The sequence below is a fragment of the Pseudomonas sp. S3(2024) genome, assembly GCF_036861315.1.
GTDB lineage: Bacteria > Pseudomonadota > Gammaproteobacteria > Pseudomonadales > Pseudomonadaceae > Aquipseudomonas > Aquipseudomonas putida_A.
In genome coordinates this window covers 16,670-42,419 of sequence record NZ_JAZAQQ010000004.1, presented here as the reverse complement: position 1 = coordinate 42,419, position 25,750 = coordinate 16,670, and the positions used below count along the sequence as shown (strand labels likewise).

The 25,750-nt window shown below is 60.4% G+C and carries 23 protein-coding genes; 15 read left to right on the top strand and 8 right to left on the bottom strand.

What is annotated here, in order from left to right; translation table 11 throughout:
• The first annotated feature begins 13 nt into the window (after window positions 1-13).
• The 4 genes from VLA07_RS11940 to VLA07_RS11925 all read left to right on the top strand — a co-directional run bounded on the left by VLA07_RS11940 (window position 14) and on the right by VLA07_RS11925 (window position 2,702).
• Entirely contained in the window at window positions 14-1,156 is a 1,143-nt protein-coding gene (locus VLA07_RS11940; RefSeq protein WP_333989304.1) for a hypothetical protein, read from the top strand.
• Between the two features lie 342 nt (window positions 1,157-1,498).
• Window positions 1,499-1,798 (top strand): hypothetical protein, encoded by a 300-nt coding sequence (locus VLA07_RS11935; protein ID WP_333989303.1) that lies wholly within the window; start codon window positions 1,499-1,501, stop codon window positions 1,796-1,798.
• A gap of 134 nt (window positions 1,799-1,932) precedes the next feature.
• Window positions 1,933-2,103 carry a YhfG family protein gene (locus tag VLA07_RS11930; RefSeq protein WP_096796727.1) on the top strand — a complete coding sequence of 57 codons (171 nt, stop codon included), beginning with the start codon at window positions 1,933-1,935 and terminating at the stop codon, window positions 2,101-2,103.
• Window positions 2,103-2,702 (top strand): putative adenosine monophosphate-protein transferase Fic, encoded by a 600-nt coding sequence (locus VLA07_RS11925; RefSeq protein ID WP_247268393.1) that lies wholly within the window; start codon window positions 2,103-2,105, stop codon window positions 2,700-2,702. The genes VLA07_RS11930 and VLA07_RS11925 overlap by 1 nt, the downstream gene beginning before the upstream one ends.
• A 129-nt stretch (window positions 2,703-2,831) precedes the next feature.
• On the opposite strand, the gene VLA07_RS11920 is transcribed toward VLA07_RS11925, so the two are convergent.
• Window positions 2,832-4,373 carry a phosphoenolpyruvate carboxykinase gene (locus tag VLA07_RS11920; RefSeq protein WP_007964688.1) on the bottom strand — a complete coding sequence of 514 codons (1,542 nt, stop codon included), beginning with the start codon at window positions 4,371-4,373 and terminating at the stop codon, window positions 2,832-2,834.
• Window positions 4,374-4,554: 181 nt separating this feature from the next.
• Window positions 4,555-5,457 (bottom strand): Hsp33 family molecular chaperone HslO, encoded by a 903-nt coding sequence (gene hslO / locus VLA07_RS11915; protein ID WP_247840776.1) that lies wholly within the window; start codon window positions 5,455-5,457, stop codon window positions 4,555-4,557.
• 104 nt (window positions 5,458-5,561) lie between these two features.
• Here hslO and VLA07_RS11910 point away from each other — a divergent pair, with 104 nt between their 5' ends.
• Window positions 5,562-6,362: a phosphatase PAP2 family protein gene (locus VLA07_RS11910; protein WP_333989302.1), complete on the top strand. Its 801-nt coding sequence runs from the start codon at window positions 5,562-5,564 to the stop codon at window positions 6,360-6,362.
• Between the two features lie 89 nt (window positions 6,363-6,451).
• Here VLA07_RS11910 and VLA07_RS11905 read toward each other — a convergent pair whose 3' ends face one another.
• Window positions 6,452-6,856 carry an RNA-binding S4 domain-containing protein gene (locus VLA07_RS11905; RefSeq protein WP_027611206.1) on the bottom strand — a complete coding sequence of 135 codons (405 nt, stop codon included), beginning with the start codon at window positions 6,854-6,856 and terminating at the stop codon, window positions 6,452-6,454.
• 216 nt (window positions 6,857-7,072) lie between these two features.
• Here VLA07_RS11905 and rimB point away from each other — a divergent pair, with 216 nt between their 5' ends.
• Both rimB and rimK read left to right on the top strand, forming a co-directional pair.
• Complete coding sequence (gene rimB, locus VLA07_RS11900; RefSeq protein WP_003220644.1) at window positions 7,073-7,552, top strand: retropepsin-like aspartic endopeptidase RimB; 480 nt, start codon at window positions 7,073-7,075, stop codon at window positions 7,550-7,552.
• Window positions 7,549-8,454, top strand: a complete 906-nt coding sequence (gene rimK / locus VLA07_RS11895) for a 30S ribosomal protein S6--L-glutamate ligase (RefSeq protein ID WP_007949201.1) — start codon at window positions 7,549-7,551, stop codon at window positions 8,452-8,454. The genes rimB and rimK overlap by 4 nt, the downstream gene beginning before the upstream one ends.
• A 130-nt stretch (window positions 8,455-8,584) precedes the next feature.
• Here rimK and VLA07_RS11890 read toward each other — a convergent pair whose 3' ends face one another.
• Together VLA07_RS11890 and ompR are read right to left on the bottom strand one after the other, a co-directional pair.
• Window positions 8,585-9,898 carry an ATP-binding protein gene (locus VLA07_RS11890; protein WP_027611205.1) on the bottom strand — a complete coding sequence of 438 codons (1,314 nt, stop codon included), beginning with the start codon at window positions 9,896-9,898 and terminating at the stop codon, window positions 8,585-8,587.
• Window positions 9,899-10,012: 114 nt separating this feature from the next.
• Window positions 10,013-10,753, bottom strand: coding sequence for an osmolarity response regulator transcription factor OmpR (gene ompR, locus VLA07_RS11885; RefSeq protein ID WP_003220637.1), 741 nt, complete (start codon window positions 10,751-10,753; stop codon window positions 10,013-10,015).
• 358 nt (window positions 10,754-11,111) lie between these two features.
• Here ompR and VLA07_RS11880 point away from each other — a divergent pair, with 358 nt between their 5' ends.
• The 7 genes from VLA07_RS11880 to tauD all read left to right on the top strand — a co-directional run bounded on the left by VLA07_RS11880 (window position 11,112) and on the right by tauD (window position 19,544).
• Window positions 11,112-13,436, top strand: coding sequence for a Tex family protein (locus VLA07_RS11880; protein ID WP_333989301.1), 2,325 nt, complete (start codon window positions 11,112-11,114; stop codon window positions 13,434-13,436).
• Window positions 13,436-13,819 carry a PaaI family thioesterase gene (locus tag VLA07_RS11875; RefSeq protein WP_049827816.1) on the top strand — a complete coding sequence of 128 codons (384 nt, stop codon included), beginning with the start codon at window positions 13,436-13,438 and terminating at the stop codon, window positions 13,817-13,819. Before VLA07_RS11880 ends, VLA07_RS11875 begins: the two co-directional genes overlap by 1 nt.
• 318 nt (window positions 13,820-14,137) lie before the next feature.
• The gene (gshA, locus tag VLA07_RS11870) at window positions 14,138-15,721 is read left to right on the top strand and encodes a glutamate--cysteine ligase (protein ID WP_027611204.1); all 1,584 of its coding nucleotides are present in this window, start codon (window positions 14,138-14,140) and stop codon (window positions 15,719-15,721) included.
• Window positions 15,722-15,941: 220 nt separating this feature from the next.
• Window positions 15,942-16,919 (top strand): taurine ABC transporter substrate-binding protein, encoded by a 978-nt coding sequence (tauA, locus tag VLA07_RS11865; RefSeq protein ID WP_027611203.1) that lies wholly within the window; start codon window positions 15,942-15,944, stop codon window positions 16,917-16,919.
• 16 nt (window positions 16,920-16,935) lie between these two features.
• Window positions 16,936-17,730 (top strand): taurine ABC transporter ATP-binding subunit, encoded by a 795-nt coding sequence (tauB, locus tag VLA07_RS11860; RefSeq protein ID WP_098966679.1) that lies wholly within the window; start codon window positions 16,936-16,938, stop codon window positions 17,728-17,730.
• Window positions 17,727-18,560, top strand: coding sequence for a taurine ABC transporter permease TauC (tauC, locus tag VLA07_RS11855; protein ID WP_333989300.1), 834 nt, complete (start codon window positions 17,727-17,729; stop codon window positions 18,558-18,560). Before tauB ends, tauC begins: the two co-directional genes overlap by 4 nt.
• Before the next feature lie 141 nt (window positions 18,561-18,701).
• On the top strand, window positions 18,702-19,544 hold the full coding sequence (tauD, locus tag VLA07_RS11850; protein ID WP_115988447.1) for a taurine dioxygenase: 843 nt from the start codon (window positions 18,702-18,704) through the stop codon (window positions 19,542-19,544).
• Between the two features lie 156 nt (window positions 19,545-19,700).
• Here the strand turns inward: tauD and mgrA are convergent, their stop codons facing one another.
• The 3 genes from mgrA to VLA07_RS11835 all read right to left on the bottom strand — a co-directional run bounded on the left by mgrA (window position 19,701) and on the right by VLA07_RS11835 (window position 24,475).
• Window positions 19,701-20,738: an L-glyceraldehyde 3-phosphate reductase gene (gene mgrA, locus VLA07_RS11845; RefSeq protein WP_285373159.1), complete on the bottom strand. Its 1,038-nt coding sequence runs from the start codon at window positions 20,736-20,738 to the stop codon at window positions 19,701-19,703.
• Window positions 20,739-20,928: 190 nt separating this feature from the next.
• Window positions 20,929-22,248 (bottom strand): LLM class flavin-dependent oxidoreductase, encoded by a 1,320-nt coding sequence (locus VLA07_RS11840; RefSeq protein WP_333989299.1) that lies wholly within the window; start codon window positions 22,246-22,248, stop codon window positions 20,929-20,931.
• Window position 22,249: 1 nt separating this feature from the next.
• A complete protein-coding gene (locus VLA07_RS11835; protein WP_333989298.1) occupies window positions 22,250-24,475 on the bottom strand; it encodes a TonB-dependent receptor in 2,226 nt (741 codons plus the stop codon).
• 205 nt (window positions 24,476-24,680) lie between these two features.
• Here VLA07_RS11835 and VLA07_RS11830 point away from each other — a divergent pair, with 205 nt between their 5' ends.
• Window positions 24,681-25,718, top strand: coding sequence for a LacI family DNA-binding transcriptional regulator (locus tag VLA07_RS11830; RefSeq protein ID WP_097086887.1), 1,038 nt, complete (start codon window positions 24,681-24,683; stop codon window positions 25,716-25,718).
• Window positions 25,719-25,750: the final 32 nt, after the last annotated feature.

Below are 25,750 nucleotides of genomic sequence, written 5' to 3'. Positions count from 1 at the left end.
CGAGAGCAACACAATGACTGTTTTAACTATATTTTTTTGCGGAACTGGTTCCAATAAATTCGACGTAGCCCACGAAAACTTCTGGAACGGCGAACTGATTTCCACCTTGGCTGCCAATCATACGGGTTACGAGTTTGCCGAGTGGATCGTGGTTGATGGCCCCGGCAGCGGCAACCTGCAGGCCGACGATCTATTCACCAAGACCAAGGAATACGGCCTGAGCGGCACCTTGTTCGGCAAGGGCTGGGAAGAAAACGTGTTGCATGCGCTCAATATCATCAAGGGCAAGTGCGACTGGCAACGCGAGCAACTGACTGAAGCCGAATACAATCGCCTGAAAGCTGCCGGCATTCCGATCGAAGATGTAAAAGTCGAGGGCTCCTGGTTCTGGCGCAAATATAATTACGGTAATCGCAGCATTACCCAGCAGCAATTACAGGAAGGAATCATCAAAACCCACCGCAAGGATGGTGTTATTCCTACTCAAGTCAATCTCGTCGGTTGGAGCCGGGGCGGCATCAGTTGCCATATGTTGGCCAATGCAATGTTCAAGGACAGTCTACTGAAAAACATCCCGGTCAATATTTTTGCTCTTGATCCCGTGCCAGGCATTGGTAACTTTCAGGAAGAGCGCGTCAAACTCGCGGGCAATGTCAAAGAGTATGTAGCGTTCTATGCTCGTGACGAACGCTCCAAAGGTTTCAGCTGCGTCATCCCACAGACCGCTACCGGCACTAAAACCTACATCTATCCTATGGCTGGCCGCCACGCCACCATGGCCGGCAATGCCACCAGCAGCGGCGGCGTCCCGACCGGCGCCAGTGATCTGAAAGCGCTGTCCGAGCCCGGACGCATCGTGCGCCACCTCGCCGAAACCTGCCTCAAACGCTGGGGCGTGCAACTGCAAAAAACGTTGAATCTGACCCAGGCCGATCTGGAAAACCTCACCAACGGCATCGCACGCGACGAAGCCAAATACACACTGATGCACAAACATTCCTACACCTACTTCACCGAGCTGGATCAAGGCGAGCGCTACGTTTCGCTGGGCAGCAAAGGTGTACCGTTCACCAGCGTGAAGGGCGAGATCTACAAGCCGGCGACCGGTCTGGCAACCAGCTTGCTGGATATTTCGGCGTATCAGCATTTACGTTGAAAAACGAAGAAAGATCGGTAGGAACGTCCGATGAGATCTTCATCCCGTTCCTACATGCCAAGACTCTTTGTCGCCTATCGCGGCTTGAGGTCACAAATCTATAGTCGTGACTGTCGCTGGCAAATCAGCGGCTCGGGCTTGGTCACCCGGTGGGACACATAAATGCGTCCGTTGTATGCTGCCGGCAATTCAAATGTCTGCACGCTTAATGGTGGCTGTGTTTGGGACGCCTTTGAGCGTGCCGGACTTGTGTGTTCCTTCGGTTGACCAACCCGAACACAGTTCGCCTCCCATCGCTTGGTCACGGTGGGATGAATCCTCACGACATTTGGAATACACACTATGAAAGCATGGACCCCGCTTCCTCTCGATCGCTACCGCTCACTCGAATCCAGCCTCACCGACACCAAGCCCCTGACCATCGACACAACGGCCAACCCGCAAGACATCCTCGAATGCGCCGTCCAGCGCCTGCGTGCCTCCAGCGACCTGCTGAAAACCCTCTACTGCCTCAGCTTCAAACAAGCCGACGTCGAAGACATCCCCCATATCACCCACGCCCTCTATCTGCTGACGCAGGATGGCTGTGACCTGCTGCAGGTCGCGCAGCAGCAGATGCCCGGCTGGAAAGCACCGCTCTGAGGCTGACAGTCTTCCGGTCGCTCTCACGCCTAACCTGATACAGATGAGCAACACTCGTGCAAGCATCGAAAATCCCAACCAATCCGTCCACACGATTGCGCTACACTGTAATCCTGCACCAAGAGGCCCATGCCATGAGCAAATTGACGTTCCAGCAAAAGCAGGCTTATTACGAAAAAGTACGTCGGTCTAACTACTTGGCGAGCCTGCGTCTAGAAGGGTTCGATACCAATCGTAGCGATGCTGAAAGACCGCTTCCATCACGGGAATCAGTCATCGAAAAATACCGTCAGAACACACGCTAATGGTGGACAAGTACGGGGTCGGGCAAGACCCCTACTGCTATCCTGGAAGTGATGTTCTGCGTAACTTGCTCAATATTCGCTGTGAAGAAGAACTGCAGAAAGCAGAGCGAGAACTATCAGAGATCGCTATCAGTCGATTTCGTCTTCCTCCCCCTCCATATGATCTAACCCTTTTTCAACATATCCATAGAACTCTGTTTTGCGATGTCTACGACTGGGCCGGGCAGCCGCGAACAGTCAACATTCAGAAGGGGGATACCTTTTTCTGCACCGCAGAAAGAATTCTCCCAGAGGCAGAGAAAATATTTCGCGCCATGGAACGTAATGCATGGTTCGTGGGGCTGAACAAAGAAGAGCTCGTCGTGGCTATCGCCGAAACCTATGGCGACTTGAATGTCATTCATCCTTTTCGCGAAGGTAACGGGCGTGCTCAGCGCATCCTTTTTGAGCAGATCATCATCAATGCGGGCTTTACGGTTGATTGGTGGCTGATCAAGGAAGACGCTTGGATTTCGGCAAATGTTGATGCGGTTGCATGTGACTATCGTGGACTTGAAGATATCTTCGAGAACTGTATTGGCGGGCCACTCCTCCCTTAAGTGGCATTATTCTGGCCGTTTACCCCAAATTCTGCGGGAATAATGGCAGTCAAGCCGATAACGACAGCTAAACCGTCACCCACAAAAAAGCCGCCCCTAGAGGCGGCTTTCTCATTACTGCAACCAATCTTACAACTTAGGACCCGCAGCCTTGATCGCGTCGCTCACTTCGAACTTCTTGAAGTTCTCGATGAACAGACCGGCCAGCGCCTTGGCAGCTTCGTCGTACGCAGCCTTGTCAGCCCAGGTGTTGCGTGGGTTGAGCAGGTTGGTTTCAACGCCCGGTACGGCCAGTGGCACGTCGAGGTTGATGGTGTCCAGGTGCTCGGTGGCAGCACCGATCAGCGCGCCGCTCTGGATCGCTGCGATCACCGCACGGGTGGTCGGGATGTTGAAGCGTTTGCCGACGCCGTAGCCACCGCCGGTCCAGCCGGTGTTGACCAGGTAGACCTTGGAGCCGAAGCCGCGGATGCGCTTGATCAGCAGTTCTGCGTATTCGCCAGCCGGACGCGGGAAGAACGGTGCGCCGAAGCAGGTGGAGAAGGTCGACTTGATGCCGCTGCCCGAACCCATTTCAGTCGAGCCCACCAGCGCGGTGTAGCCGGACAGGAAGTGATAGGCCGCTTGTTCTTCGTTGAGGATCGACACTGGCGGCAACACGCCGGTCAGGTCGCAGGTCAGGAAGATCACCGCGTTTGGCTCGCCGCCCAGGTTCTTCTCGGAACGCTTGGCAACGTGCTCCAGCGGGTAGGCCGCGCGGCTGTTCTGGGTCAGGCTGACATCGGCGTAGTCAGCGTGTTTGGCGTCGTCGATGACCACGTTTTCCAGGACTGCGCCGTGCTTGATGGCTTTCCAGATGACCGGCTCGTTCTTCTCGGACAGGTCGATGCACTTGGCATAGCAACCGCCTTCGATGTTGAACACCACGCCTTCGCCCCAGCCGTGTTCGTCGTCACCGATCAGGTAACGGCTCTCGTCGGCGGACAGGGTGGTTTTACCGGTGCCCGACAGACCGAAGAACAGGGTCACGTCGCCTTCTTCGCCGATGTTGGCAGCGCAGTGCATTGGCAGCACGTCAGCGGCCGGCAGCAGGAAGTTCTGCACGGAGAACATGGCTTTCTTCATTTCACCGGCGTAACGCATACCGGCGATCAGCACTTTCTTCTGCGCGAAGTTGATGATCACGCAACCGTCGGAGTTGGTGCCGTCACGCTCAGGCACGCACTCGAAGTTGGCCACGTTGAGCACTTGCCACTCTTCACGACCGGCCGGGTTGTACTGGGCCGGGTTGATGAACAGGCAACGACCGAACAGGTTCTGCCAGGCAGTCTGGGTGGTCATTTTCACGGCCAGGTAGTGATCTTCAGCCGCACCTACATGCACGTGGGAAACAAAGTGCTCTTGCGCGTTGTTGAACGCCTCGACACGAGCCCACAGCGCGTCGAACTTGTCGGCCGGGAACTTGCGGTTGATCGGGCCCCAGGCGATAGCGGCCTGGGTGGAAGGCTCTTCAACGATGAAACGATCGACTGGCGAACGGCCGGTGCGATGACCGGTGCGGACTACCAGAGCGCCGGTATCGGCAAGCTCGCCCTCACCGCGTTGCAGGGCTTCTTTAACCAGATCATCAACACTCAGATCGGTGTACACGGCGTTATTGGCTTGCGTCATGAGGTTCCCCGTCGGCCAGTGGCCGAGTGTGCTCCAAACGTTTTGTAGTAGAAAGTCGTGCACTACTACCGCGAAAAAAGTGGGCCGGATTATGCCAGAAAAGCCCAAAAAGAGTAGGGTCCTCCCGTCGTAACGGCGAAATTCCGTCGTTACGCAGTGAATTTACCTGCGCTGAACCGTTTTAGTGCCGGGTATCTGACGGCGTGTCGACGCCTGCGCCAGCGAACAATTGAGCAATATCGGCCGCATCGAACAGGTAACGCTGGTTGCAGAACTGGCAATCGATCTCGATTTCGCCACCGCGTTCTGCCACCAGTGCCTGCGCGTCTTCCAGACCCAGACTGACCAGCGCATTGCCCGAGCGTTCCCGCGAGCAGCTGCAACGGAAGCGCAGGTTCTGTACATCGAACAGGCGCACCTGCTCTTCGTGGTAGAGGCGATGCAGGACGGTTTCGTTGTCCAGGCTGAGCAATTCATCGGCGGTCAGGGTGCTGGCCAGGGCGGTGATGTGCTGCCAGCTTTCGGCGCGCTCTTCTTCGTCTTTCAGGCGGTCGGCCGGCAGTTGCTGCAGTAGCATTCCTCGAGCACGGCGGCCGTCGGCGAACAGCTTGAAGCGGGTGCCGACCTGTTGCGACATGACGAAATAATTGGTGAAGCATTCCGACAGGGTTTCACCATCGAGGTCGACGATACCCTGGTAACGCTGGCCGATCGTCGGGTCGACGGTCAGGGTCAGGTCACCGCCCGGCATCAGGTCGGCAAGCGTGGCATCCGCAGCGATCTGCTCGGCGTTGTATCGCGCCAGGCCACGGATCTCGCGCTCGCTGGAGCATTCGATCATCAGCAGCGGAATCGGCCCTTCGGAGCGTGCCTGCAAAATCAGCAAGCCGTCGAACTTCAGGGTGCCCACCAGCAGCGAGGCGGCCGCCATCAGTTCGCCCAGCAATTGCGCGACCGGCTCCGGGTACGGGTGCTTGGCGAGAACTTCGGCGTAGCTGCGTTCCAGCGCCACCAGTTCGCCGCGAGTGTCGCTGTCATCGAAGATGAAGCGTTGGGTGTAGTCGGTATCCGGTAGGTCGGTCATAGGTCTGGGTATCTGAATTGATGACAAAATGGTTACAAAAGATGAAAATCCCGCGCTTCTCCGCACCCGTTTGGTGCGAAATGTTCAGCCACGGGAGGCATTTTATGAACAATCCGGGTTTGTTCCAATCACGGTGGAACCTCGGCCGGCTGGTTCTGTGCAACGTAGTGCCATTGGCGCTACTGGCTTTCTGGTTATGGCCTACGGGCCAGATGCTGTGTGTGATTTTCGACGAGTGGCTGTTCCGCTCGCTCAATGCACCACTGGCCAGCAACCCCATATGGCTCCACATCTGGGCAATTGCAAGTCTGCGTCCGTTCGACATCGTCGTCGGTCTGATCCTGCTGACGCTGCTGATCAAGGGTGACTGGGTGTTCAAGGCGATTGATGTACGTCGCGCCTTCTTCGGTTTTTTCTCGATTCTGCTGTTGATGGTGGTGATTCGCGCGCTGTTTTCCAAATTCGCCGACTACATGGACTGGCAGCACAGCAGCCCATCGATGGTGCTGGAAGGCGCGGTGCACCTGAGCGACTATTTCCCGCATCTGGAAAAAGCCTGGGAGCTGAAGGATCGCTCGAGCCAGAGCTTCCCCGGTGACCACGCTTCGGTGTTGCTGATCTGGGCGCTGTTCATGGGCGTGTTCAGCCGTACTGTCGGCCAGTTCCTGACAGTCTGGGGCCTGGCGTTACTGTTCATGCTGCCACGTCTGGTAGCCGGCGCGCATTGGGGCCAGGACGATTACATCGGCGGCATGCTGCTGGCGGTGTGGGCGTTGGGCTGGGGTTACTACACACCGTTCGCTTATCACGCCGCCAACTTCTGGCTGAAGGTGACTGCGCCGGTTTTCGCTTTACTGGGCAAGCTGCCGCTGGTTTCGCGGATGAGCGTGGTGTCTGCCCGTTAATGGGTTGAATGCTGAAAAGATCGCAGCCTGCGGCAGCTCCTACATGTGAATACATTTTCCCGTAGGAGCTGCCGCAGGCTGCGATCTTTTTATTCGTGGCTGTTCCCACGAAATTTAAACAGATCCCGCCGCTGCTTCTTGCTCGGCTTGCCATCAGTGCTCACGCCTAACGCTCCGGCCTTGCGCATCGCCGCTGCCGCTTCACGTTTGGCAATACTCGCCTCCGTCTCGGTATACAGCGTCTGCGCTTCGGGCGCGCCGCGACGCACGATCGACAAGGCTTCAACCCTCACCGTGCGCTCTTCAAAGCCGGTACGAATCTCGAATTCATCGCCAATGCGTGGCTCTTTGCCAGGCTTGCAGCGGTCGCCTCGGCAATGCACCTTGCCACTCTCGATGGCCGCTTTGGCCAAGGCCCGGGTTTTATAAAAGCGCGCCGCCCACAACCACTTGTCGAGACGGACCTTGTCGTCCTCTTCGCTTTTTTGTGCCATGGAATTTCCTCATTCTGAAATATTGATGAACTGTACTACCGTTTCTGTCGTGCCATGAATTACCCCGTCCCGGATTACAATGCACACCTGCCGACACCTGCTTGAGGGGTCGGCGATCCGGGCCGTAGATATCTGTCGCCTTTTAACCCTTATTCTGCGTGAATACCGCGAATTCGGCCGCACGCGGCCCGAGCGGTTTCTGCCGGTTGAGCACCTTTGAAGACATTTGACCATTTGACCGTTGTCGGTCTGCGCGAGTGGGTGGCGCTCCCTGATCTGGGAGTCGCCGGTCTGCGGGCGAAAATCGATACCGGTGCCAGCACCTCCAGCCTGCATGCCACCGACATCGAGCCGTTCGAACGCGACGGCGAGAAGTGGGTGCGTTTCACCGCGCACCTGGGCACGGTGGTGCAGTTGCGTCACCGGCGCTGCGAAGCGCCGCTGGTGACGCGCAAAACCATTAAAAGCTCCAACGGCCAGGCGCAGGTGCGCTATGTGATCAGCACCACCCTGGCCCTCGGTGATCGGGTCTGGGCAGTCGAGTTCACCCTCGCCTGCCGCAAGTCCATGCGCTATCGCCTGTTGCTCGGTTCCAAAGCCCTGATCGATGGCCAGTTGGTGGTCAATCCGGGCATCAAATATGTACAAGACAAGCCGGTGTTCCCGGTATCTACCTCCTCCACAGGTGTTGCATGAAGATCGCTGTGCTGTCGCGGAATCCGCGTCTGTATTCCACCCGTCGTCTGGTCGAGGCCGGCACCGAGCGCGGGCATGAAATGGTGGTGATCGACACCCTGCGCGCCTACATGAACATCGCCAGCCACAAGCCGCAGATCCACTATCGCGGCAAGCCGCTGGAAGGCTTCGATGCGGTAATCCCGCGGATCGGTGCGTCGGTGACGTTCTACGGTTGCGCCGTGTTGCGCCAGTTCGAAATGATGGGGGTGTTTCCGCTCAACGAATCGGTGGCCATCGCCCGCTCGCGGGACAAACTGCGTTCGCTGCAACTGCTGTCGCGTCGTGGCATCGGCCTGCCGGTCACCGGTTTCGCTCACTCGCCGGATGACATTCCCGACCTGATCGACATGGTCAACGGCGCGCCGCTGGTAATCAAGGTGCTGGAAGGCACCCAAGGCATCGGCGTGGTGCTGTGCGAAACCGCTACGGCTGCCGAATCGGTGATCGAGGCGTTCATGGGCCTGAAGCAGAACATCATGGTCCAGGAATACATCAAGGAAGCCGGCGGTGCCGACATCCGCTGCTTCGTGGTCGGCGACAAGGTGATCGCAGCGATGAAGCGTCAGGCCAAGCCTGGGGAATTCCGCTCCAACCTGCACCGAGGCGGCAGCGCCAGCCTGATCAAGATCACCCCGGAAGAACGCATGACCGCGTTGCGCGCGGCCAAGGTCATGGGGCTGGCCGTGGCGGGTGTGGATATCCTGCGTTCGAACCACGGGCCGCTGGTGATGGAGGTGAACTCGTCGCCGGGCCTGGAAGGGATCGAGACCACCACCGGTAAGAACGTGGCGGGGATCATCATCGAACACCTTGAGAAGAATGGCGGGCCGAACATGACCCGGACCAAAGGCAAAGGCTGATCCGTTTGAAATGTGGTGGCTGACAGGGCGCCTTCGCGAGCAAGCCCGCTCCCACATTTTGGAATGCGTTCCCCTGTGGGAGCGGGCTTGCTCGCGAAGGGGCCATCAGCCCCGCTGAATATCCCGATCGTCAGACGGCATCCCGCGGCAACATCAACCCCAATGGCAACCGCACCCGCGCTTCCAGTCCGCCTCCGGAGCGGTTGCGCAGCTCTACATTGCCGCCATGCATCGAAGCAATCCGCTTCACGATCGCCAACCCCAGCCCCGTACCTTTCCCGCCCCGGGCACGGTCGCCACGGGTGAACGGGTTGAAGATCGCCTCAAGCTCCGACGGATCGATCCCCGCCCCTCGGTCCATCACGCTCAGCACCACGTACGGCGCGCTGGTGTCACCGGACACATAAGCCGCGACCTCGACGCCACTGCCGGCATGGTTCAGGGCGTTGCCGATCAGGTTGTTCAGCAGCCGCTTCATTGATACCCGGCGCAGTGGAAACGGCTGGATCGGTTCCAGACGCAGACGCACTTTCTCTTCGCTCTGGTTGTACGGCGCGGCCACCTCACGCACCAGATCGCTCAAGTCCACTTCCTCCACCGACTCGTCACGACCGTCGCGAATGAACGCGAGGAACTGGTCGAGAATCGCGTCCATGTCTTCGATGTCGCGCACCATGTCGTCGGTCAAATCGTTGCGGTCGCCCATCAGCTCCAGCGACAGACGCAAGCGGGTCAGCGGCGTGCGCAAATCATGGGAGACCCCTGCCAGCATCAGCTCGCGCTCGCGACCGGCCTGTTCGACGTCTTCGGCCATCTGGTTGAAGGCGCGATACACCTCGGTCATCTCACTGGGTGTATCGCTGATCGGCAAACGCACGCTTCGGCCCTGGCCGAGTTGTCGGGCGGCGTACACCAAGCGCTTCAATGGCTGGTTGAGCTGGCTGACGAAAATCCACGCCGAGGCGGTGGACAGCAAGCCAATGGCGAGGAACCAGCCGAGTACGTTCCAGATTTTCTGGCCGCGCAATGGATGCGGGTACAGCGGCACTTTCAGCCAGCCGTCACCGAGGCTTGGTGCACGCACCCACAGCGCCGGCGGCGAGTGCATGCGCAAGCGCACTTCGGTGTCGGCGCCCAGTTCTGCCTGCATCTGCCGCTGATAGATTTCACTGTAAGGCCAGTGTTGTTCGCCCTCCGGTACACCGGCGCCGACCACCCGGATCAGGGTCGCGGCATCGGCGATCTTCGCGCGGTTTTCTTCATCAGCCGCCCAATAGGCGCGCAGCGTCAGGGCGACGCCGTGGCTGTATTGGCGATCCACCAGCACGTCCTCGTTCATCAACAGATAAACCAGGGTCAGCGCCTTGGAAAACAGCACGACGATGAGCACCAGCCACAGGGTGCGGGAGAAAAAACTTTGGGGGAACCAGACGGGGGTTTTCATCGATAACCGTTACACACTTGCAGGAGCGAGCCATGCTCGCATATTGCGGATTGCGAGTCTGCGTAGAGGGTCGATCAACCCGATCTGCGCAGACCCGCTCCTACAAATCGCCGATCACTTGGTGGCGGCGCCGTCCGGTACGAACACGTAGCCCACACCCCAGACAGTCTGGATATAGCGTGGTTTCGACGGATCCGGCTCGATCATCCGGCGCAGGCGGGAAATCTGCACGTCGATGGAACGCTCCAGGGCATCCCACTCGCGACCACGGGCCAGGTTCATCAGTTTGTCGCGGGTCAGCGGCTGACGCGCGTTCATTACCAGCGCCTTGAGTACCGCAAACTCACCGGTGGTGAGCATGTGCACTTCTTCGCCACGTTTCAGCTCGCGGGTCGCCAGCGACAGCACGTAATCACCGAAGGTGACGTTTTCGTCTTCGCTGCCCGGCGCGCCCGGCACCGGTGCGGCCTGACGCCGCAGAACGGCTTTGACCCGCGCCATCAGCTCGTCCGGGTTGAACGGCTTGGCCAGATAGTCATCGGCGCCCAGCTCCAGGCCTTTGATGCGGCTCATCTCATCGCCCTTGGCGGTGAGCATGATGATCGGAATCTGATTGTTCGCCGCTCGCAGGCGACGGCAGGCGGTCAGGCCGTCTTCGCCCGGCAGCATCAGGTCGAGGACGACCAGATTGAACACTTCACGCGACAGCAGACGGTCCATTTGCTCGGTGTTCGGTACGGCACGGGCACGGTAGCCCTTGCTGACGAAGAAACGTTCCAGCAGGCTGCTCAGCCCCGGATCGTCGTCAACAATTAGAATTTTTTCGCCTTCAGCATTGTTTGCAGTGCTGCTCATTGGATGCTCCTTTTAGCTCGGCGCGCATTATGGCGTAGCTGCCGTTATACGCACCGTGTGCATTGTTAGCAGATTTTTCCTTCACTGCCAGAAAACCGGGGTTTCTACCTACAGACTGCTACACCCCCGAATGACAGAACGCTGGTTATAATGCGCGGCGTTTTGTGCCAGGCAACGTCTGAATCGTTACCGCAGGTGGCCGCGATATTTTCCGGGCCTGCGCAGTAATTATTCGATTTCACGGGTCAATGGGGTGCCTTTTGACCCAGGCAGCGGCAATTTTCTAGCCGCTCAACCAGACTCCGGGCCTTTATTTCCGTGCCTGCGAGCCTGCTTTCACAATATGTCAGGTGGTTTTATGGACAGCATCAACAGCCGCATCGCCGAGGAACTCGGCGTACGCCCGCAACAGGTCGAAGCGGCCGTCGCGCTACTCGATGAAGGCTCTACCGTTCCCTTCATCGCCCGTTACCGGAAAGAAGTCACCGGCAGCCTCGATGACACCCAGTTGCGTCATCTGGAGGAGCGTCTGCGCTACCTGCGAGAACTCGACGAACGGCGCATCAGCATCCTCGCCAGTATCCAGGAGCAGGGCAAACTCACCCCTGCCCTCGAACGCGACATCAAGCTCGCCGACACCAAGACCCGCCTCGAAGACTTGTACCTGCCGTACAAGCAGAAGCGCCGCACCAAGGGCCAGATTGCCCTGGAAGCCGGCCTCGGCGAGCTGGCCGACGGCCTGTTCAACGACCCGAACCTGACGCCAGAAACCGAAGCCGCACGCTTCGTCGACGCCGAGAAAGGCGTAGCCGACGTGAGAGCTGCGCTGGAAGGCGCCAAGTACATCCTGATGGAACGCTTCGCCGAAGACGCCAGCCTGCTGGAGAAGCTGCGCAACTTCCTCAAGCAGGAAGCGACCATCAGCGCCCGCGTGATCGCCGGCAAGGAAGAAGAAGGCGCGAAGTTCCGCGATTACTTTGAACACGACGAGCCGCTGAAAAGCATGCCGTCGCACCGCGCACTCGCGATTTTCCGGGGCCGCAACGAAGGCATCCTCAGCTCCGCGCTAAAAGTCGGCGACGAACTGCCGGGCACCATGCACCCGTGCGAAGGCATGATCGGCCAGCAATTCGGCATCCAGAATCAGAACCGCCCGGCCGACAAATGGCTCGGTGAAGTGGTGCGCTGGACCTGGAAGGTCAAGCTCTACACGCACCTGGAAACCGACCTGCTCGGCGAGCTGCGCGACGGCGCCGAAACCGAGGCGATCAACGTCTTCGCCCACAACCTGCACGACCTGCTGCTGGCCGCGCCGGCCGGCCCGCGTGCAACTCTGGGCCTCGACCCGGGCCTGCGTACCGGCTGCAAAGTCGCGGTGGTCGACTCCACCGGCAAGCTGCTCGATCACGCCACGGTTTACCCGCACGTGCCGCACAACAAATGGGATCAGACCATCGCGATTCTGGCCGCCCTGTGCGCCAAGCACTCGGTTGACCTGATCGCCATCGGCAACGGCACCGCCAGCCGCGAAACCGACAAACTGGCGATCGAGCTGATCAAAAAGTATCCAGCGATGAAGATGACCAAGGTCATGGTCTCCGAGGCCGGTGCATCGGTGTACTCGGCGTCGGAACTGGCTGCCAAGGAATTCCCGGATCTGGACGTGTCGATCCGTGGCGCCGTTTCCATCGCCCGTCGTCTGCAGGATCCACTGGCCGAACTGGTGAAGATCGATCCGAAATCCATCGGTGTCGGCCAGTACCAGCACGACGTGTCGCAGCTGAAACTGGCGCGTGGTCTGGATGCGGTGGTCGAGGACTGCGTAAACGCCGTCGGCGTCGATGTAAACACCGCCTCGGTGGCCTTGCTGGCGCGGATTTCCGGTCTCAACGCGACCCTGGCGCAGAACATCGTCGCTCACCGTGACGAGCACGGCGCATTCAAGACCCGTGCGGCGCTGAAGAAAGTCGCGCGTCTGGGCGAGAAAACCTTTGAACAGGCCGCAGGTTTCCTGCGCGTGATGAACGGCGACAACCCGCTCGATTCCTCGGCTGTTCACCCGGAAGCCTATCCACTGGTACAGCGCATCGCCGCTGAAACCGACCGCGACATTCGCTCGCTGATCGGCGACGCCGCGTTCCTCAAGCGTCTGGACCCGAAGAAGTTCACCGACGAGACCTTCGGTCTGCCCACCGTCACCGACATTCTGCAAGAACTGGAAAAACCGGGTCGCGACCCGCGTCCGGAGTTCAAGACCGCCGAGTTCCAGGAAGGCGTCGAAGACCTGAAAGACCTGCAACTGGGGATGATCCTCGAAGGCGTCGTCACCAACGTGACCGCGTTCGGCGCGTTCGTCGACATCGGCGTGCATCAGGACGGTCTGGTGCACATCTCGGCGTTGTCGGAGAAGTTCATCAAGGACCCACGCGAAGCGGTGAAGGCCGGTGACGTGGTGAAAGTGAAGGTCATGGAAGTCGACATCCCGCGCAAACGCGTCGGCCTGTCGATGCGCATGAGCGACACCCCAGGCGAGAAAATCGACGGTGCCCGTGGTTCGCGTCCGGGCTCGGCACCGCGCCAGTCGTCGAACAACGCGCCACGCAAGGAAACGGCCACAGCCGCACCGGTGAACAACGCCATGGCTTCGCTGTTCGCCAACGCCAAGCAGTTGAAGAAACGCTGATGGAGATTCCGGCCGGGCTCGTCGAGAGCGCGTTTTTCAAGCTGTTGGGCTGCCGCCTGCACAGCCTGGAAACCGGGGTGGCGCAAGTCACCCTGGTGCTGGAACCGCAACTGCGCAATCGCGGCGGCAAATTGCACGGTGGCGCGCTGTTCAGCCTGGTCGATATCGCCATGGGGCTGGCCTGTTCCAGCACCCACGGCTTCGATCAGCAGAGCGCGACCATCGAGTGCAAGATCAACTACATCCGCGCCGTATCCGACGGTGAGGTGCTGTGCACGGCGCGGGTGATCCACCCGGGCCGCCGCACGCTGGTGGTCGAGGCCGACGTGATGCAGGGCGACAAACTGGTCGCAAAAGCGCAAGGCACGTTCGCTGTCCTGTAGATGTTGTTCATCATTTTGAGTTAATTTCGGCGCTGTGATCGCAGCGTCGAGCTTTTCTGTGGGAGCGGGCTTGCTCGCGAAGGCGGTGTGTCAGGCAAATTGATGTTGACTGACACGCCCTCTTCGCGAGCAAGCCCGCTCCCACAGGGATCGCATAATCTTCGCGTGCATCTGCCAGATTCAGGGATTGAAGTCGGCGGTTCGAAAGGGGCTTCGTGAGCCCGAAAAACCAGGCGAAAACGCCAGTTTCAACTTCACCCTTGTAGACCGTCCTGCCCACCCCCATATTGGGGCGACTGACGCGTGAAGGAATCCAAATTGAGCGAACTTCTCAACCGCCGCCTGGCTCTGCTCGGCGAGCGCGCCAACCTCTCTCTGCTCGAACAGTGCCTCCACGGTATCGAACGTGAATGCCTGCGCGTGACCAGTGAAGGTCGTCTGGCGCAAACGCCGCACCCGGAAGCCTTGGGTTCCGCGCTGACCAATGAACAGATCACCACCGACTATTCCGAGTCGCTGCTGGAATTCATCACCCCCGCCCTGCCCGATCCGGCTGACACCCTGGCGAGCCTGGACAAGATTCATCGCTTTGCCTACAGCAAGCTCGGCAACGAGTACCTGTGGAGTCCATCGATGCCGTGCCCGTTGCCGGCCGAGGAAGACATCCCGATCGCCTATTACGGCACCTCCAACATCGGTCAGCTCAAGTACGTCTACCGCAAGGGCCTGGCCCTGCGGTACGGCAAGACCATGCAGTGCATCGCCGGGATTCACTACAACTTTTCCCTGCCGGAAAAGCTCTGGCCGCTGCTGCGCGAAGCCGAGGGTTTTGTCGGCACCGACCGCGACTTCCAGTCATCCTCGTACATCGCGCTGATCCGTAACTTCCGCCGCTACAGCTGGCTGCTGATGTACCTGTTCGGTGCTTCGCCAGCGCTGGACGCAGGCTTCCTGCGCGGCCGTTCGCACCAGTTGGAACAACTGGATCCGGACACCCTGTATCTGCCGTACGCCACCAGCCTGCGCATGAGCGACCTCGGTTACCAGAGCAACGCCCAGGCCGGCCTGACGCCGTGCTACAACGATCTGGCGAGCTACACCGACAGCCTGCGCAAGGCCGTGGCCACGCCATACCCGCCGTACGTGGAAGTCGGCACGCACCAGGATGGCGAGTGGGTACAGCTCAACACCAACATCCTGCAGATCGAAAACGAGTACTACTCCAACATCCGCCCGAAACGCGTGACCTACACCGGCGAGCGGCCGATCCAGGCCCTGATGGCCCGGGGCATTCAGTACGTCGAAGTGCGTTGCCTGGACATCAACCCGTTCCTGCCGATGGGCATCGACGTCACCGAATCGCGCTTCCTCGACGCGTTCCTGCTGTATTGCGCGCTGAACGACAGTCCGCTGCTGACCAACACTTCGTGCGGCAATGCCACTTCTAACTTCCTCAGCGTGGTCAAGGAAGGTCGCCGTCCGGGCCTGCAATTGCAGCGCGACGGTGAAGCGGTCGAATTGAAGGTTTGGGCAACCGATCTGCTGGAAAAAATCGCACCGCTGGCGGCATTGCTCGATCAGAGCCATGGCGGCGACGCACACAGCAAGGCGCTCGACGCGCAACTGGCCAAGGTCAAGGATTCGTCCCTGACCCCATCGGCCCAAGTGCTGGCGACCATGGCCGAGCACAAGGAAAGCTTCGCGCAATTCTCCCTGCGCCAGAGTCAGGCGCATGCCGAGTTCTTCCGCAGCGAGCCGTTGGCTGCTGATGAACAGGCGAAGTTTGAAGAACTGGCGCGCTCGTCACTGGCGCAACAGGCGGAGCTGGAGCAGAACGAGGTCGGCGATTTCGATGTGTTTGTCGGGTCGTATCAGGCGAGTATTCTGGCGATCAGCAACTGACATCAGAAGGTTCTTCGAACCTTTTCGCGAGCAGGCTCGCTCCCACATTAGATTGCAATCTCCTGTGGGAGCGAGCCTGCTCGCGAATGACCGCGCAGCGGCCAGGCTTAGATTTTTCCGCTCATAAGCTAAGTCTAAAAAGTTATTTATTTTTAGATTCTTAGATCATTTAGTCTCCTTTCACGCCGATCGTCGGTCGCCTGATTTGGAGCACTCCCCCATGAAACTGAATTTCCCGCTTCGCCTGCTGGCCGTGGCCTCGTTGGCTGCTGCGAGCTTTCTGGCGCAGGCCGCCGACCTCACCGTCGCCTACCAGACCACCGTCGACCCGGCAAAAGTCGCCCAGGCCGATGGCGCCTACGAAAAAGCCACCAAGGCCGACATCAGCTGGCGCAAGTTCGATAACGGCGCCGACATCATCGCTGCCATCGCTTCCGGTGACGTACAGATCGGCTACCTCGGTTCCAGCCCGTTGACCGCCGCCATCACCCGCAAGGTTCCGGTGGAAACCTTCCTCATCGCCACCCAGATCGGCGCCGCCGAAGCACTGGTCGCTCGCGATGGTTCCGGAATCAAGAGCCCGCAGGATCTGGTCGGCAAGAAAATCGCCGTGCCGTTCGTGTCCACCGGACACTACAGCCTGCTCGCGGCGTTGAAGCACTGGAACATCGATCCGTCGAAAGTCACCGTGCTCAACCTCGCCCCGCCAGCGATCATCGCCGCGTGGAAACGCGGTGATATCGACGCCACTTACGTGTGGGATCCGGCCCTCGGTGTGGCCAAGGAAAACGGCAAAGTGCTGATCACCTCCGGCGAACTGGCCAAGTTCGGCGCGCCGACCTTCGATGCCTGGATCGTGCGCAAGGACTTCGCCGAGAAGCACCCGGAAATCGTCACCGCGTTCGCCAAGGTCACCCTCGACGCCTACGCCGATTACCGCAAGGATCCTAAAGCCTGGCTCGCCGACCAGTCCCACGTCGACAAGCTGGTGAAGCTTTCCGGCGCCAAGGCCAGCGACATTCCATCGCTGCTGCAGGGCAACGTCTACCCGCTGGCGGCTGATCAGGTGATCAGCCTCGGCGCGCCGACCACCAAAGCCATTACCGACACCGCCGCGTTCCTCAAGGAGCAAGGCAAGGTCGAAGCCGTACTGCCGGACTACGCGCCGTACGTCAGCGCCAAATACATAACCAATTGATCGGGAGTGGACTGCGATGGCCTTGCTACAGCTGGAGCGCATCAGCGCACAGTATCCCGGCAGCCCGGAACCGGTGCTGGCGGACATTTCCCTGACCCTCGGGCCTCAGCAATTGCTGGTCGCCCTCGGCCCGTCCGGCAGTGGCAAGACTTCGCTGTTGAACCTGATTGCCGGCTTCGTCGAACCCAGCGCCGGGCGCATCACCCTCGACGGCGTGCCGGTCAAAGGCCCGAGCGCCGAACGTGGCGTGGTGTTCCAGGATGATGCGCTGCTGCCTTGGCAGGATGTGCTGGCTAACGTGGCTTTCGGTCTGGAGCTGGCCGGTGTCGCCAAAGACAAACGTGAAAAGATCGCCCGGGAAATGCTCGCACTGGTTGATCTCTCGGGGTTCGAAAGCCGCCGCATCTGGCAACTCTCCGGAGGCCAGAAACAGCGCGTCGGCCTGGCCCGCGCCCTCGCCGCCGACCCGCGCGTGCTGCTGATGGACGAACCTTTCGGCGCCCTCGACGCATTCACCCGCGAGCAGATGCAGGAGCTGTTGCTGCAAGTCTGGCAGCGCACTGCAAAACCGGTGTTCCTGATTACTCACGACATCGAAGAAGCGGTATTCCTCGCCACTGACCTGATTCTGCTGGCGCCGAATCCGGGGCAGATCGTCGAGCGTCTGCAGCTGGATTTCGGTCAGCGCTACGCTGCCGGTGAGTCGGCGCGGGCGATCAAATCCGACCCGCGTTTTATCGAAACCCGCGAGCACGTGCTGAGCAAAGTGTTCTCGCAACGCAGCGCCGTACAACGGCAGGAGCGCGCATGAGCAGTTACGACGTTTCCGCCCCGGCAGTGAAAACCCCATCGGTGGCGATTCCGCAGCGCCGCAGCCTCAGTACGCGGTGGATCAGCCTGCTGACCCTGTTCGCCTTGCTGGTGATCTGGTGGACGGTGACCGCCAGCGGTTTGATCGAACCGCTGTTCCTGCCACCACCCTCCGCCGTGCTGCAAAAAGGCTGGTTGCTGGCGACCACCGGTTACATGGATTCAACTCTGTGGCAGCACCTGGGCGCGAGCCTGAGCCGCATCGGTCTGGGTCTCGGTTTCGCGATTCTGACCGCGGTGCCGGTGGGCATTGCCATCGGCGCCAACCGTATTGCCCGTGGTGTGCTTGATCCGTTGATCGAGTTCTACCGGCCGATTCCGCCATTGGCTTATCTGCCGCTGATCGTGATCTGGTGCGGTATCGGCGAGCTGTCGAAAGTGCTGCTGATCTACCTGGCGATTTTTGCGCCGATCGCCATCGCGACAGCCACCGGTGTGCGCACTGTAGACCCGGCGAAATTGCGCGCTGCGCAGTCGCTCGGTGCCACTCGCGCACAACTGATCCGCCATGTGATTTTGCCGAGCGCCCTGCCGGACATTCTCACCGGTGTGCGCATTGGTCTGGGCGTTGGCTGGTCGACCCTGGTCGCCGCCGAACTGATCGCCGCCACCAGCGGTTTGGGGTTCATGGTGCAGTCGGCTGCGCAATTTCTGGTCACCGATGTGGTGGTGCTGGGGATTCTGGTGATCGCCCTGATCGCCTTCGCCATGGAAATGGGTCTGCGCGCCCTGCAGCGCAAACTGGTGCCGTGGCACGGCCAAACCCACTGACAAATTTCATGTGCCCCCTGTGGGAGCGAGCCTGCTCGCGAAAGCGTCGGATCAGTCACCGCACTGTCGCCTGACACTCAGCATTCGCGAGCAGGCTCGCTCCCACAAAAGCATGACACCCCGAATTCGAAGAGAAAGACCATGAGCAGCCTGACCATCACCCCATTAAGCTCGGCTCTCGGCGCGCAGATCAGCGGCGTCGACGTCAGCCAGCCGTTGAACCTGGAACAGCGCGACGCCATCGAGCAGGCGCTGCTCAAGTATCAGGTGCTGTTCTTCCGCAACCAGCCGATCGAGCCTTCGCAACAGGCACGTTTCGCCGCGTACTTCGGCGACCTGCACATTCACCCGATCTACCCGAACGTGCCGGAGCAGCCCGAAGTGCTGATCCTCGACACCGCGGTCACCGATGTCCGTGACAACGCGATCTGGCACACCGACGTGACCTTCCTGCCAACGCCGGCGATGGGCGCGGTGCTCAGCGCCAAACTGCTGCCAGAGTTCGGCGGCGATACGTTGTGGGCCAGCGGGATTGCCGCGTATGAAGCACTGTCGGCACCGATGAAAAAGCTGCTCGAAGGGCTGACCGCGACTCACGATTTCACCCGTTCGTTTCCGCTGGAACGCTACGGCAATACGCCGCAAGCCCTGGCGCAGTGGGAAGAAGCAAGGCGCAAGAATCCGCCGCTGTCGCACCCGGTAATCCGCACTCACCCGGTGAGCGGACGCCGTTCGTTGTTCGTCAACGAAGGCTTTACCTCGAAGATTAACGAGCTGTCGGAAACCGAGAGCGAAGCGATTCTGAAATTCCTGTTCGCTCATGCAACGCGGCCGGAATTCACCATTCGCTGGCGCTGGCAGCAGGACGATATTGCCTTCTGGGACAACCGCGTGACCCAACATTACGCGGTGGATGATTACCGTCCGGCACGACGGGTGATGCAGCGGGCTACGGTGTTGGGGGATGTGCCGTTCTTCAAATAAGGCCTGATTGCTGTGTTGTTTTCAAAGGCCCCTTCGCGAGCAAGCCCGCTCCCACAGTTTGATCGTGTTTCTTCAGGGAAGAACGCGATTAACTGTGGGAGCGGGCTTGCTCGCGAAGGCGTCAATGCAGGCGCCAGGTCAACCAGCGCCTGACAATTATTCAGCAGTCGACGGCTTCTCCCACAGATTGATCCCGCCCTCTTGGGCAAACCGGTCGATCTCCGCCAGTTCCTCAGCACTGAAACTCAGATTCTTCAACGCCCCGACGTTCTCGATGATCTGCTCCGGCCGGCTCGCGCCGATCAGCGCCGAGGTCACCCGTGGATCACGCAGGGTCCAGGCCAGTGCCAGTTGCGCCAGGCTCTGGCCGCGACGTTTGGCGATCTCGTTCAACGCGCGCACGTGGGCAATGTTGGCCTCGGACAAGTGCGAAGCCTGCAGCGAACCGCCACCTGGGCGGTTGACCCGCGCATCCGCCGGCACGCCGTTGAGGTACTTGTCGGTCAGCAGACCTTGCGCCAGCGGGGTGAAGGCGATCACGCCAGTGCCGAGTTCTTCGGTGGTGTCGAGCAGGTCTTTTTCGACCCAGCGATTGAGCAGGTTGTACGCCGGTTGATGAATCAGCAGCGGCAGTTTCCATTCCTTGAGCAGCGCAGCGATCTCGCGGGTTTTCACCCCGGAGTACGACGAAATGCCGATGTACAGCGCCTTGCCCTGTTGCACGGCAGTGGCGAGGGCGCTGGCGGTTTCTTCCAGCGGGGTGTCCGGGTCGAAGCGGTGCGAATAGAAGATATCCACATAGTCCAGACCGAGGCGCTGCAGGCTCTGGTCGAGACTGGCCAGCACGTATTTGCGCGAGCCGCCGCCCTGGCCGTACGGGCCGGGCCACATGTCCCAACCGGCCTTGCTTGAAATGATCAGTTCATCGCGGTACTGCTTGAAGTCTTCGCGCAGCAGGCGACCGAAATTGATCTCGGCGCTGCCGTACGGCGGGCCGTAATTGTTGGCCAGGTCGAAGTGGTTGATGCCCAGGTCGAACGCGGTGCGCAGCAGGGCGCGCTGGGTGTCGATCGGCGTGCTGTCGCCGAAGTTGTGCCACAAGCCCAGCGACAGCGCCGGCAGCACCAGACCGCTGCGGCCGACGCGGCGGTAAGGAATGGAGTCGTAGCGGTTTTCGGCAGCGGTGTAAGTCATCGAATCCTCTCTTGTTTGATTGACAGCAAATTGAGGGTGAATCCCAAACCTGTGGCGAGGGAGCTTGCTCCCGCTCGGTTGCGCAGCAACCGCAAACCCATCCAGCGCGGTATGCCTGGCTGAATGCGATTGCAGGTTTTAGGCCTGCTTCGCAGACCAGCGGGAGCAAGCTCCCTCGCCACAAAAGTCTTTACACAAATTTGTTTATGGGTCGGGCAAGCCCCAGGTTTTCGCGCAAGGTCCGGCCCTCATACTCGGTTCTGAACAGCCCACGCCGTTGCAGTTCCGGCACCACGCCGTGGGCGAAGTCTTCGAGCCCGCCCGGCAGGTGCGGCACCAGCACGTTGAAGCCATCCGCCGCGCCCTGTTCGAACCACTCCTGCAAGCGATCAGCGATCTGCGCCGGTGTGCCGACCAGACTGTAATGCCCTCGTCCGCCGGCAATCCTGCGGCCCAATTCGGCGAGGGTCAGATTCTCCCGCCCCGCCAGTTCCGTCAGCAATTTCTGCCGGCTCTGCTGGCCGCTGTCGGTCAGCGGCAAATCCGGTAGCGGGCCGTCCAGCGGGTACTTCGACAAGTCGAAGTTGCCCAGCATACGCCCAAGCAACGCCACGCCAACCTCCGGCTCGACCAATTGCTGAAACGTTTCACATTTTTCCTGCGCTTCGGCTTCTGTCTGCCCGACGACAACAAACACCCCGGGCATGATTTTCAGCGAATCGGCACTGCGTCCGTACTTGGCCAGGCGGCCCTTGAGGTCGGCGTAGAACGCCTGTGCGCCGGCCAGCGAAGTCTGCGCGGTGAACACCACCTCAGCGGTCTGTGCCGCCAGCTCACGCCCGGTCTCCGATGAACCCGCCTGCACAATCACCGGTTGCCCCTGCGGCGAGCGCGCCACGTTCAGCGGGCCTTTCACCCGAAAATGCTCACCGACGTGATCCAGCACGTGCAGCTTCGACGGGTCGTAATACGCGCCACTTGCCTTGTCGCGGACAAAGGCATCGTCCTCCCAACTGTCCCACAGCCCGGTGACCACCTGATGAAACTCGCGGGCACGGCTGTAGCGTTCGGCGTGGCCGATGTGTTCGTCGCGACCAAAATTCAGTGCCTCGGCGGCGTTGTCCGAGGTCACCAGATTCCACCCGGCGCGGCCACCCGACAGATGATCGAGCGAAGCGAATTTGCGCGCCACGTGATACGGCTCGTTGTAGCTGGTGGTCGCCGTGGCGATCAGGCCGATGCGCTCGGTCACCGCGCTCAGAGCCGAGAGCAAGGTCAGCGGTTCGAAGTGATCGGAGCGCGCCATGCGGCTGGCGATGTCCTGCGTCGGCGCGGCCACACTGTCGGCGACGAACAGCGTGTCGAACTTCGCCGCCTCGGCAATCTGCGCCAGACGCTTGTAGTGGGCGAAATCCAGACCGGCATTCGCCGGTACCTGCGGGTGCCGCCACGCGGCGACGTGGTGCCCGGTGGCCATGAGAAAGGCGCCAAGTTTCAGCTGTCTGCTCATCTCAGAAATCCTTGCGCAGTTGCACGCCGAAGTAGCGCTCGTCATCCCGTGGCACGGCGCGGTAGATGTAGCTGCCGCCGCTGGCCAGCAACGGTGAGTAGGACTTGTCGGCGAGATTCTTGCCCAGCAGCGCCACGCGCCAGCCGTTGCTGTAGTCGGCGAGCGCGACGCTGGCGTTCCAGATGCCATAGGCACCCTGTTTGGTGTCGGCGTTCTGGCTAATGTCGTACTGCACTTCGCTCTGCCAGCTGTAGTCGGTGCCGAGCTCGATATCGAGGCCGTTGTCCAGCGGGATGCTGTAGTCGGCGCGCACGTAGCTTTTCCAGTCGGGGCTGAACGGCAGTGGCTTGCCATTGACGTTGCACGAGGCTGCAGCGCCCGCCGGGCAGCTGAATTGGTCGATGCGCGCGCGGGTGTAGGCCAGCGCCCCGGAGAACTTCAGTTGCTGGGTCGCCTGCAAGGCGTAATCGAGTTCGACGCCTTCGGTGCTGACACTGCCGGCGTTGATCAGGCGCGTCACCACTTGCCCGGCGACGGTGTCGAAAAAGTTCGCCTGGTAGTTGTCGTAATCGCTGTGGAACACCGCAAGGTTGGTGGTCAGCCGATTGTTCCAGCTCGTCGCTTTGATGCCCGCCTCCCAGGTGTTCGAGGTCTCCGGTTTCAGCGCTTCGGTGTCACGCGGCTGCATGTTGAAGAACACGTTGTACGCCGGGCCTTTGTAGCCACGCGAATAGGTCAGATACGTGGTGACCGCATCGCTGAGGTCGTACTGCACACCTAGCCGACCGGACCAGCCGTCCTCGTCTACCGAACCGGAACTGCTGGTTGCAGGTTGAATACCACTGACCGTGGTCGCCGAGGTCGAGACGCGACGGTGATCGTATTCAAGATCATCGTGGGTGTAGCGCAGGCCGGCGATGCCACGCAAGTCCGAGGTGAAGTTCAGCGTGGCTTCGCCGAACGCGGCGTAGCTGTCGCTGGTGGTGCTGTAATCGGCGACGCCACGGTCGGTGCGTGTGGTGGTGGTCAAGGTGCGCTGATAGGTCTCGTCATCCTTGCCGTGCATGTAGAACAGGCCGCCAACGTATTCAAGGAACTCACCTTTCGGCGAGGCCAGGCGCAGCTCCTGCGAGTACTGGTCGAAGGCCAGCTCGCCCTTGTCGGCGGTGCCGGGGAACGCTGCAGTGATCGTGCTCAGCCGATCGCCGTCCTGATACTGGGTGTTGTCCCAGCCGCGCCACGCGGTGATCGAGGTCAGTGTGTAATCGCCCAGTTGCCAGTCGAGCTGGCCGGACAGGCCCTTGTTGGTGTCCTCGACATGGCTGCGGGTATCGGTGTTGATGTCGCGGTTGTGGTTGCTCGCATAGACCGGGCTCAGCGCGTTGGCGAAGGCCGGGGTCAACGACTTGCTGACGACGCCGTTGGGACCGTCGTCGTGGGACTGCATGTAGTCGGCGATCAGGGTGAAGGTGACGTCATCGTTCGGAGTAAATTCGAGTTTGCCGCGCACCCCGCGATGGTTGTAGCCGTTGACTTCCTGGCCGTTGTGCTTGTTATCGACGTTGCCGTCGTAAGTGCCGAACAGGGTGCTGATCGACCCCTTGAGCGTGTCCGGAATCAGGCTGCCGCCAATGCCGAAGCGGGTGCGGCTTTCATTGCCGCTGTAGTACGACTGGTCGATGTAACCGTGGGTCTCGTTGGTCGGCGCCTTGCTGGTGATGTTGAGCACACCAGCCGAGGCGTTCTTGCCGAACAGCGTGCCCTGCGGGCCGCGCAGCACTTCGACGCGCTCCAGATCCAGCAAGTCGAGAGTGGATTGGCCGGGACGCGCATAGACCACGCCATCGATCACCGTGGCCACTGTTGGCTCGACGCCGGGCGAAGTGGAAATCGTGCCGACGCCTCGCACAAACAACGAGGTGTCCTTGTTCGACGCACCGGTACGGAAATTCAGCGACGGCACTTGCTGGACGATGCTCGCCACGCCGTTGCGGTTGTCGCGTTCCAGTTGTTCGCCGTCGATCACCGAGACTGCCACCGGCACCTTCTGCAGCGACTCTTCACGGCGGGTGGCGGTGACTGTGACGGACTTGAGGGTCGGCTCTTGTTCGCTGCTGTCGGCGGCGAAAGCCGTGGGCAGCGGCAACGCCGCCAGCCCGGTAAAGATCCAGCCAGCGGCGCGAATCGACTGCGCCAGTTTGTGTGTCGCCCCAGGAATGTTGTGCATGGTTGCCCGCTCGAAATTGGCCCTGAACCGCTGCCGTTCTACGACGACAACGCCTGAATCGGTGTCTTTGGCATTCGCTCGAGCGAGTAGCAGACAATGCGCTTTGTTAGCGCTAACATCGCCAGTATTGGCAAGCTCGGCATAGAGCGTCCAATACTGAAAAATTACTTTTATATTCTTTTTGGTTTTTAAGAAGGATCAAGCCTTGAGCCAGGAAAAGCCCCGCAAACGCCGTGGCGCCGGACGCGTGACCCTCAATGCGGTAGCGCGCGAGGCGGGTGTGTCGGCGATTACCGTGTCGCGCTATTTCAATCAGCCGGAATCGGTCTCGCCGGAGCGCCGCGAGCGCATTGCAGCAGTAGTTGCCGAGCTGGGTTATGTGCCGAATCTGGTGGCCGGCGGCCTGGCCTCGGCGCGAGGGAAAATCGTCGGCATGGTGATTCCGAACATCTCCGGGCCGATCTTTGCCAACACCATTCAGGGCTTCAGCGACACCCTCAGCCGCCACGGTTATCAGCTGCTGCTGGCGTCGAGTTACTTCAGTACCGAACAGGAAGAAAACGCCGTGCGCGCGTTTCTCGGCTGGTCGCCGGCAGCGCTGGTGCTGACCAGCCACTTCCACAGTGCGGGCACCGAAAAGATGATCGCCGAAGCGGACGTTCCGGTGATCGAAACCTGGGATTACCAGCCGGATCGCGAGCCGATGCAGATCGGCTTTTCGCACTATGAAGTCGGCGTGACCGCTGCGCGTTATCTGCACGACAAAGGCTATCGCCGTATCGCCTTTGTGCAGAACAGCGCCCCTGGTGACCTCAGTGCCCTCGAACGTCGCGACGGTTACGCCGCCACCGTGCGCGAGTTCGGACTGCAACCGTGGGTGTTCGCCCCGGACGCCGACCGCGCGCCGTTCGAAGCCGGCAAGCAAGCGATGGAAGCGCTGATGAACGCCTCCCCGCGCCCCGACGCGATCATCTTCGCCAACGACAACCTCGCCGCCGGCGGCTTGCTCGCCGGGCAACGCGCCGGCATCAAGATCCCCGAAGACTGCGCCGTGCTCGGCTTCGGCGATTACCCGTTCGCCGAGATGCTGTTGCCGAGCCTGAGCACGATCAAACCCCCGGCACTGGAGATTGGCGTACTGGCGGCAACGCGGGTATTGGAAAGCCTTGGGGTGTTGCCGAGCGATGATGTGCAGCGGCTGAATCTGTTGCAGTGCAACGTGATCGAGCGAGAGAGCACCTGACATACATGCCTGCGGCAGCCCCTACAGGTTGT

Coding starts and splice junctions, on each gene's coding strand:
- VLA07_RS11910 (WP_333989302.1), top strand. CDS start 5,562: ATGAACAATCCGGGTTTGTTCCAATCACGGTGGAACCTCGGCCGGCTG.
- rimK (WP_007949201.1), top strand. CDS start 7,549: ATGAAGATCGCTGTGCTGTCGCGGAATCCGCGTCTGTATTCCACCCGT.
- VLA07_RS11925 (WP_247268393.1), top strand. CDS start 2,103: ATGGTGGACAAGTACGGGGTCGGGCAAGACCCCTACTGCTATCCTGGA.
- tauB (WP_098966679.1), top strand. CDS start 16,936: ATGGCCTTGCTACAGCTGGAGCGCATCAGCGCACAGTATCCCGGCAGC.
- VLA07_RS11930 (WP_096796727.1), top strand. CDS start 1,933: ATGAGCAAATTGACGTTCCAGCAAAAGCAGGCTTATTACGAAAAAGTA.
- VLA07_RS11905 (WP_027611206.1), bottom strand. CDS start 6,856: ATGGCACAAAAAAGCGAAGAGGACGACAAGGTCCGTCTCGACAAGTGG.
- VLA07_RS11880 (WP_333989301.1), top strand. CDS start 11,112: ATGGACAGCATCAACAGCCGCATCGCCGAGGAACTCGGCGTACGCCCG.
- VLA07_RS11875 (WP_049827816.1), top strand. CDS start 13,436: ATGGAGATTCCGGCCGGGCTCGTCGAGAGCGCGTTTTTCAAGCTGTTG.
- ompR (WP_003220637.1), bottom strand. CDS start 10,753: ATGAGCAGCACTGCAAACAATGCTGAAGGCGAAAAAATTCTAATTGTT.
- VLA07_RS11840 (WP_333989299.1), bottom strand. CDS start 22,248: ATGAGCAGACAGCTGAAACTTGGCGCCTTTCTCATGGCCACCGGGCAC.
- mgrA (WP_285373159.1), bottom strand. CDS start 20,738: ATGACTTACACCGCTGCCGAAAACCGCTACGACTCCATTCCTTACCGC.
- VLA07_RS11890 (WP_027611205.1), bottom strand. CDS start 9,898: ATGAAAACCCCCGTCTGGTTCCCCCAAAGTTTTTTCTCCCGCACCCTG.
- VLA07_RS11920 (WP_007964688.1), bottom strand. CDS start 4,373: ATGACGCAAGCCAATAACGCCGTGTACACCGATCTGAGTGTTGATGAT.
- VLA07_RS11935 (WP_333989303.1), top strand. CDS start 1,499: ATGAAAGCATGGACCCCGCTTCCTCTCGATCGCTACCGCTCACTCGAA.
- VLA07_RS11940 (WP_333989304.1), top strand. CDS start 14: ATGACTGTTTTAACTATATTTTTTTGCGGAACTGGTTCCAATAAATTC.
- hslO (WP_247840776.1), bottom strand. CDS start 5,457: ATGACCGACCTACCGGATACCGACTACACCCAACGCTTCATCTTCGAT.
- VLA07_RS11835 (WP_333989298.1), bottom strand. CDS start 24,475: ATGCACAACATTCCTGGGGCGACACACAAACTGGCGCAGTCGATTCGC.
- tauA (WP_027611203.1), top strand. CDS start 15,942: ATGAAACTGAATTTCCCGCTTCGCCTGCTGGCCGTGGCCTCGTTGGCT.
- tauC (WP_333989300.1), top strand. CDS start 17,727: ATGAGCAGTTACGACGTTTCCGCCCCGGCAGTGAAAACCCCATCGGTG.
- tauD (WP_115988447.1), top strand. CDS start 18,702: ATGAGCAGCCTGACCATCACCCCATTAAGCTCGGCTCTCGGCGCGCAG.